The sequence below is a fragment of the Propionivibrio sp. genome (assembly GCF_017995515.1).
GTDB lineage: Bacteria > Pseudomonadota > Gammaproteobacteria > Burkholderiales > Rhodocyclaceae > Propionivibrio.
Genome location: NZ_JAGOIT010000148.1, coordinates 1 through 5,888, shown reverse-complemented (window position 1 = coordinate 5,888; position 5,888 = coordinate 1). Strand labels below are relative to the sequence as shown.

At 65.2% G+C, this 5,888-nt stretch carries 6 protein-coding genes and 1 pseudogene; 2 read left to right on the top strand and 5 right to left on the bottom strand.

What is annotated here, in order from left to right; translation table 11 throughout:
• From KBA32_RS16120 to KBA32_RS16100, 5 genes and pseudogenes are all read right to left on the bottom strand, one after another.
• Positions 1 to 266 (bottom strand): annotated as a pseudogene (locus KBA32_RS16120) (phage tail protein); the annotation flags it as partial.
• A gap of 39 nt (positions 267 to 305) precedes the next feature.
• On the bottom strand, positions 306 to 1,070 hold the full coding sequence (locus KBA32_RS16115) for a hypothetical protein (RefSeq protein ID WP_294361173.1): 765 nt from the start codon (positions 1,068 to 1,070) through the stop codon (positions 306 to 308).
• Positions 1,067 to 1,657, bottom strand: coding sequence for a DUF4255 domain-containing protein (locus KBA32_RS16110; protein WP_294361171.1), 591 nt, complete (start codon positions 1,655 to 1,657; stop codon positions 1,067 to 1,069). The genes KBA32_RS16115 and KBA32_RS16110 overlap by 4 nt, the downstream gene beginning before the upstream one ends.
• Positions 1,658 to 1,666: 9 nt before the next feature.
• A complete protein-coding gene (locus KBA32_RS16105; RefSeq protein WP_294361169.1) occupies positions 1,667 to 1,894 on the bottom strand; it encodes a hypothetical protein in 228 nt (75 codons plus the stop codon).
• A gap of 190 nt (positions 1,895 to 2,084) precedes the next feature.
• Positions 2,085 to 3,089, bottom strand: coding sequence for a sigma 54-interacting transcriptional regulator (locus KBA32_RS16100; protein ID WP_294361167.1), 1,005 nt, complete (start codon positions 3,087 to 3,089; stop codon positions 2,085 to 2,087).
• Between the two features lie 194 nt (positions 3,090 to 3,283).
• Between KBA32_RS16100 and KBA32_RS16095 the strand changes: the two genes are divergently transcribed.
• Together KBA32_RS16095 and KBA32_RS16090 are read left to right on the top strand one after the other, a co-directional pair.
• Positions 3,284 to 4,360, top strand: coding sequence for a DUF2914 domain-containing protein (locus KBA32_RS16095; protein WP_294361166.1), 1,077 nt, complete (start codon positions 3,284 to 3,286; stop codon positions 4,358 to 4,360).
• Positions 4,361 to 4,488: 128 nt separating this feature from the next.
• Positions 4,489 to 5,496 carry a Gfo/Idh/MocA family oxidoreductase gene (locus KBA32_RS16090; RefSeq protein WP_294361164.1) on the top strand — a complete coding sequence of 336 codons (1,008 nt, stop codon included), beginning with the start codon at positions 4,489 to 4,491 and terminating at the stop codon, positions 5,494 to 5,496.
• Positions 5,497 to 5,888: the final 392 nt, after the last annotated feature.

The window sequence follows — 5,888 nt, the reverse complement described above, 5'->3', positions numbered from 1 at the left end:
CGGCCGCCGTTGTCGAAGAAGGCGCGCGCGGCGTGCCAGACGTAGTTGTCGCGCCTGGCCGATTCGCCGGTGAAACTCAATTGCTCGCCATCGCCGTAGATACGCTCGAACTCGGCCAGGCTGGTGATGATGTCCGGCACCATCGCGCTCGGGCCGTAACGCGTCGGGCCGACAAAGCCGGTGGTGGTGGTCGAAACGCCTTCGATGGACTTCGAGCGGAAGCTGGTTTCTTCCACGTAGACGCCTGGGGCGAGGTATTCGGGCATGGCGGTTTCCTCCTGTGCATCTAAAGAACTGCGCAAAAACTACGGCGTGATCAGGCAGCGCACCTGTGCTTCGCGGCCGAGGCGCAGGGTGACGGCGAGTTCGGGTACGGTGGCGAGCGGTTCAACGACATTGACGAAACGTGCTGCCGGCTGCGCCAACGCCGCGCAGAGTTCGGGCGGTTCGTTTGTATCGTTCGTTTCCAGCCCGATTGCGTGGCGAACATGCAACGTGAGTGGCCAGGTGCTCGCGTCGAGCGGTTGGTCGGCAAGTACGAGCTTCGGCCAGGCAAAGGCGAGCAACAGATGGCCGCGCTCGTCGGTCATGCCCAGGCACAGCGGCGCGCCGGCGTGGCGGACTTCGACGACGGCCCAGGCGGCCGGCTTGCCGTCCGGGTGCGTGTGGAGTTCGGCGCGGATTGCTGCGAGCCCGGCGACGATCCGCGTCGGCGCCGAAAACAGCGGGATGTCGGCGCGGCACGCCGGATGCGCCAGCCCGGCGGCCGGCAGCGCGAGGCGCAGGCGGCAGGGCAGGAAGCGCCCGAGGCGGTCGTCGACGTGCACCGTGAATTCGGGGTGCGGCAGCGGTTCGGCGCCGCCGTGGCTCCAGTCGCCAAGGCCGGGCAGGTCGTGTGCGACGAAGATGCCGCTCGGGTTGGCGTCGGCGATGACGCCGCGCTGCGGTTTGCCGACCGGCGCGACGCGTACGATCAGCCCGTCGCCGACGCGGCGACCGCTCGCGGCGTCGATCAGTTCGAGGCCGAGCGGCGCGATCCGCGTCACGCTTTCGATAACGGTGCTGCTCATCGTTCATCTCCGCGAATGACGTCGAAAGTGCGCTGCCGCACCCGCTCGGCGTCGGGCATGGGCTTGTCCGAGTCGATGTGCACCATGCGCACGACGTAGGTCATCGACGCGCTGAGCGCCGGCGCGAAGCGGTCGAAGAGCGCCAGCCATGCCTCCTGCGGCAGCGGATCACAGATCAGTTCGACCGATTCGTCGGCGCGAAAGACGGGCTTTACCGGCATGAACGGATTGATCAGGTTGCCGGCGAGTTGCGGCGTGTCTTCCATGAGGCGCATGGCCCAGGCGAGCAGGCTTTGCTGGATGTCGGCGTCGTCCGCCCAGGCGCTCAGCAGGTAGTGGAGGTCGATCGGCAGGGGCGGGCGGAAGCGCATGCCGTCGGCGGCAATGCGCGGCGGCAGGTTACGCTGCGTGCCGTTGATGCCGACGCGGTAGAGCAGGAGCGAAATCCCTTCGGCCATGCCGCCGGCGAAATCGGCCGGGCGCAGCAGTTCGACCTTCGCGTCGGGAAACTCCTCCTTCGGCAGTCCGCGATCGAGCAAGCCCTTGAGAGCCAGACTGACCGCGGCAATTGCCTGGTGCGTGGCCATCGGCTGTCCCTAGCGCGAATAGAGCACGTGCCGGTCGGCGTTGGTTCGCCGGTGCACGAGTCCTTGCGCCTCAAGGCGCGCCAGTGCCGTGAGGACGGCGTCGGGGGCGGCGGCGTGGTCAGCCGGCATCCACCACCGGGCGACGCCCTCGCTGGTGTCGGCGGCATCCGGATGGGTCGCCAGGTAGCGCAGGATGGCGTCGACGACCTCGTTGAGGTGATCTTCCTGAACCCGCATGCCCCCTCCGCGCCGTGAGCCGTGACGAGGCGACGTACGCAAGGAGCACGCCAGCGCCGCGCGGTCCGGAATCCGGGGCTTGCTCCGGTGTCCGCGAAACGGCGGTGGGGCAGGACTGACCCGGATTGATGATCCGGAAAGCGGCGAGTGGGTTAGGAATGACCCGCCGGGCGGCGGTTGCGGACGTCGGTCAGGCGTTCGACGGCGTGCGGAAGTAGCCGGGTTCGATGCAGTACTTCTTGAGCAGCTTGCCGAGCGCGCGCCGCTCCTTGCCGGCGAGCCGCGCGGCGCGCGAGACGTTGCCGGCGCTCTCGCGCATCAGGCGCAGCAAGTGGTTGCGCTCGAAGGCCTGCAGCGTGAGCTGCTTCGCCTCGTTGAAATTGAGCGGGCAGAGGTGTGCTTGTCGACGATCGGGCTTCTGCCGCCGGTCGGTCATCGGCGCGGTCGGGCGGATCAGGATGCTGGCGCCGCTGCACATCAGGAATTCGCGCTGGATGCGGTTCTGCAACTCGCGGATGTTGCCCGGCCAGGGCTGGCTGGCGAGCCATTGCACGGTGTCGGGATGCAGGTCGAGGCGCGTCATGCCGTAACGCTGCGCGGCTTCGCCGACGAAGTGGCGGGCGAGCAGGGCGATGTCGTCGCCGCGCGCACGCAGGGGCGGTACGGCGAGTTCCATGACGTTGAGGCGATAGTGCAGGTCGGCGCGGAAGCCGCCCGCGTCGACGAGCGCCTGGAGGTCCGTGTTGCTCGCCGCGAGAATGCGCACGTCGGCCGACTCCAGGCGGTTGCCGCCGAGCAGGCGGTACTTGCCGTCCTCGAGGAAGCGCAACAGGCTGACCTGCGCCTTGGGCGACAACGCATCGACCTCGTCGAGAAACAGCGTGCCGCCTTCGGCCTGCGCGATGAGGCCGGTCTGGTGCTCGCGCGCGTCGGTGTAGGCGCCCTTGCAGTGGCCGAACAATTCGTTTTCGATCAGGTGGTCGGGCAGCGCGCCGCAATTGACCGGGATGAAGGGCTTGTCGCTGCGACGGCCCTGGTAGTGGATGGCGCGCGCGGCGAGTTCCTTGCCGCTCCCGGTTTCGCCGCTGATCAGCACGGTGGCGTCGTAGGTGGCGATCCTGGCGATCGCCGCCAGCATGTTCCGGAAGACCGCGGATTCTCCGATCAAGCCGTTGGGCTGAGGTTGTCCGAGCATTTCAGTTCCTCCTGTGTCAGGCCTGGCGGGCGATGCTTGGCTTGCCGTGCCCCCGGAGCGTAGCAAATTCTCCTGCCACGGGCCAGCAATCATTCCGATCGCTTTCCGGTGACAAACGCCTTCGGCGCGCTGCCAGGGCGGCCCTTCCGCTACGCCGGTTTATCATGGGCGGCTCGACCACTCTGAAGAGCGAAATGACCTCCCTGAAGTTCCTGCGCCGCTTCTTTCCCGTGCTGGCCTTCCTCGGCGGCTTCGCCTGGGATGCGCTGACCATCGGCCAGCGCGTGCGCGCCGTCGACCTGTGGACGCTGGGCGCATATCTCGCCGCCGCCTGCGGATTGGCCTTCTGGCTGGCCTTGCGCGCCGCGCGCAAGCAGTCCGCGCCGTCATTCGACAACGCGGGGAGCGGCGCCAAGGCGCGCATGCGCGATTTCGCCTGGCAGGCGCCGTACCTGCTGCTGCAGTTCTTCTTCGGCAGCATCTTCTCGGCGCTCTTCATCCTCTACTTCAAGAGTTCCGGGCATCTGGGGACGTGGCTGACGACGCTCTTCCTCGGTGCCCTGCTGGTTGGCAACGAGTTCGCCCGCAAGAGCTACCGCCGGCATTTCACGCTGATCTGGGCGTTGCTCGCGCTGAATGCCGTCCTGCTTTTCAACTTTGCCTTGCCGCACGCGCTGGGCAGCCTCAACCCGCAGTGGTTCTACGTATCGACCGCCGTCGGCATCGGCCTGACGCACGGTTTGCGCCGACTGGTGCCCGGGCAGCCTGGCCGGGTTCTACCGGCGTGGCTGCTGGCCGGCGCGCTCCTCGTCGCATCGGCGCTCGACATGATCGCCCCGGTGCCGCTGGTGAAGCAGGACCTGGCCGTCGGCCACAGCTTTGTTCGTGAAGACGATCGCTTCCTGCTGATGGTCGAACAGGCGCCGGCGTGGCAGTTCTGGCGGGGACAATCGCCCACGGTCAATGTCACCGAAGGCGAACGGCTCTACGGCGTGTCGGCCGTGTTCGCGCCGCTCGGCGTGACCGCGCTGCTCGAACATCGCTGGGAAGTGCGCGAAGCCGGCGGCTGGCGGCTCGTCTATCGCAACACCTTTCAGAGCACCGGCGGGCGCGAGCGCGGTTTCCGCGGCTACTCGTGGGTGTTGAATCCGCAGCCCGGCGAGTGGCGGCTGATCGTCGCGACGCAGGACGGGCGGACGATCGCCACGCTGCCGGTCACCGTCGAACGCGCCGCGCCGGACCCCGAGGCGATGCGTTTGCGCGAGTTCTGACCGAGCAGTGCAAATGGTGGATACTTGCTGCTGGTTCGACGCAGCAATGGGCTAAGAGTGGGTGTCGGCCGGCGCCGAGGGGTCCGGCCGGCCCGTCATGAATCTGGAAATGGAAAGAGGTGGTCGACATGAAGAAAGTGGTCTGGGGTGTCATCAGCACGGCATCCATCGGGATGGAAAAAGTTCTGCCGGCGATGCAGCAAAGCGCCTGGTGCGATATCCGTGCCATTGCCTCGCGCTCGCTCGAATCGGCGCGCAAGGCGGCCGACAAACTGGGCATCGAGCGCGCCTACGGCAGCTACGAGGAACTGCTCGCCGATCCGGAAATCGAGGCCGTCTACAACCCTCTGCCCAATCATTTGCATGTGCCGATGACGCTGGCTGCCGCGCGCGCCGGCAAGCACGTGCTGTGCGAGAAGCCGATCGCGATTGATGCCCGGCAGGCGGCTGAGTTGCGCGAAGTCGCCGGCAAGGTGCATGTCATGGAAGCGTTCATGGTCCGCTTTCACCCGCAATGGCTGCGCGCGCGCGAACTCGTGCGTGCCGGCGAACTGGGCGAAGTTCGTTCTATCCAGACCTTCTTCTCCTACTACAACCGCGATCCGGCCAACGTACGCAATCAGGTCGGCATCGGCGGCGGTGCGCTGTATGACATTGGCTGCTACCCGATTTCAACGGCGCGTTTCATTTTCGAGGCGGATCCGCTGCGGGCGATTGCCGTTATCGATCGCGATCCAGAATTCCAGACCGATCGCAACGTCAGCGGCCTGCTCGATTTCGGCAACGGGCGGCGGCTCGACTTCACGGTGTCGACACAATCCGCGCCGCATCAGCGCGTGCAGATCGTCGGAACGAAGAAGCGGCTGGAAATCGAGATCCCCTTCAACGCGCCGCCGATGACTGCCACGCGCATTCTCGTAGACGATGGCAGCATTCTTGGCGACGGGTCTGCAGTGACCGAAACGCTGCCGCCTTGCGATCAATACACGCTGCAAGGCGAAGCTTTCTCGCGCGTCGTGCGCGGGGAGATGCCCCTGCCATACGGCGTCGAAGATGCGATCCGCAACATGCAGGCGATCGACGCGCTGTTCCGCTCCGAGAAGAGCGGGGGCTGGGAAGCCGTCAACAAGGACTAAACGACACGCGCATCAGGGTACAAGCAAATAAATCGAGAAATTTATCGAAAATACAAAAGCTTATTGTTTGTTCTCGACACGGGCCGGCATTGCCGGCCTTGTTTTTGGGTCATGTCTGTACTATCTATCACTAAACACGCGCTTTGCGGCGGGTGTCGATACAATATCCCGGGCCTGGTGGTTCGTATTAGCCCTTTCCTGAAATTAAGTACATATTATTGACGCAGAAGTATCAAGTTTTGTCTAACTAAGCTCATATATTGCGCCTTGTCGATGAGTTGCTGGCATCGGCTCTAACCCGAACCCACAAAAGGAGACTGATTCATGAAACTGAAAGCATCGTTGGCTTTGGCCTTTGGCTTGTTGTCAGGAATGGCTTACTCCGCGACGGA